Origin of the sequence: Pseudomonas sp. 8 R 14, assembly GCF_900005955.1 — a bacterium.
In the GTDB taxonomy this organism is placed as follows: domain Bacteria; phylum Pseudomonadota; class Gammaproteobacteria; order Pseudomonadales; family Pseudomonadaceae; genus Aquipseudomonas; species Aquipseudomonas marginalis.
Map to the genome: position 1 here is coordinate 1 of NZ_CVTH01000004.1, position 980 is coordinate 980.

At 65.3% G+C, this 980-nt stretch carries 1 protein-coding gene; it reads left to right on the forward strand.

Annotated features, from left to right (window positions below; all coding sequences use genetic code 11):
- Positions 1 to 53: 53 nt before the first annotated feature.
- Positions 54 to 980: DUF3482 domain-containing protein (locus BFQ01_RS00300; RefSeq protein WP_065923807.1), on the forward strand; the 927-nt coding region annotated here is incomplete at its 3' end.

Here is a 980-nt window from a genome sequence, read left to right on the forward strand (position 1 = left end):
ACTGGAGCTGCCGTTCGCCGATTGCGCGCCGTTGAACTGGCTGGAGACCGGTCATGACTAAGCCACTGAAACTCGCCGTGGTCGGCCACACCAACGTCGGCAAGACCTCGTTGCTGCGCACCCTCACCCGTGACGTCGGGTTCGGTGAAGTCTCCCATCGCCCCAGCACCACGCGGCATGTCGAAGGCGCGCGCTTGTCGGTCGACGGCGAAGCCTTGCTGGAGCTGTACGACACACCCGGCCTGGAAGATGCCATCGCCCTGCTCGACTACCTGGAACGCCTGGATCGCCCCGGCGAACGCTTGGACGGCCCAGCCCGCCTGGCGCGGTTCCTGGAAGGCAGCGAAGCCCGCCAGCGTTTCGAACAGGAAGCCAAAGTGCTGCGCCAACTGCTGGCCTCGGACGCCGGCCTGTATGTGATCGACGCTCGCGAACCGGTGCTGGCCAAGTACCGTGATGAGCTGCAAGTGCTGGCCAGTTGCGGTAAACCGTTGCTGCCGGTGCTCAACTTCGTCAGCAGCAGCGACCACCGCGAGCCGGACTGGCGCGAAGCCCTGGCACGCCTGGGCCTGCATGCGCTGGTGCGTTTCGACAGCGTCGCGCCGCCGGAAGACGGCGAACGTCGCTTGTATGAAAGCCTCGCCCTGCTGCTGGAAAACGCCCGGCCGCAGTTGCAGCGCCTGATCCTCGACCAGGAAGCCCAACGCCAGGCCCGTCAACAGAGCGCCGCGCGGTTGATTGCCGAATTGCTGATCGACTGCGCCGCGTGCCGACGCAGCGTGGTGACTGAAGATGAGCAACAAGCCATCAGCGATTTGCGCAAGGCGGTGCGTCAGCGCGAACAAAAATGCGTGGAGGCCTTGCTCAAGCTGTTCGGCTTTCGTGCCCAGGACGCCGCCGCCAGCGACTTGCCGTTGCTCGACGGCCGCTGGGGTGATGACCTGTTCAACCCGGAAACCCTCAAGCAACTCGGCGTGCGC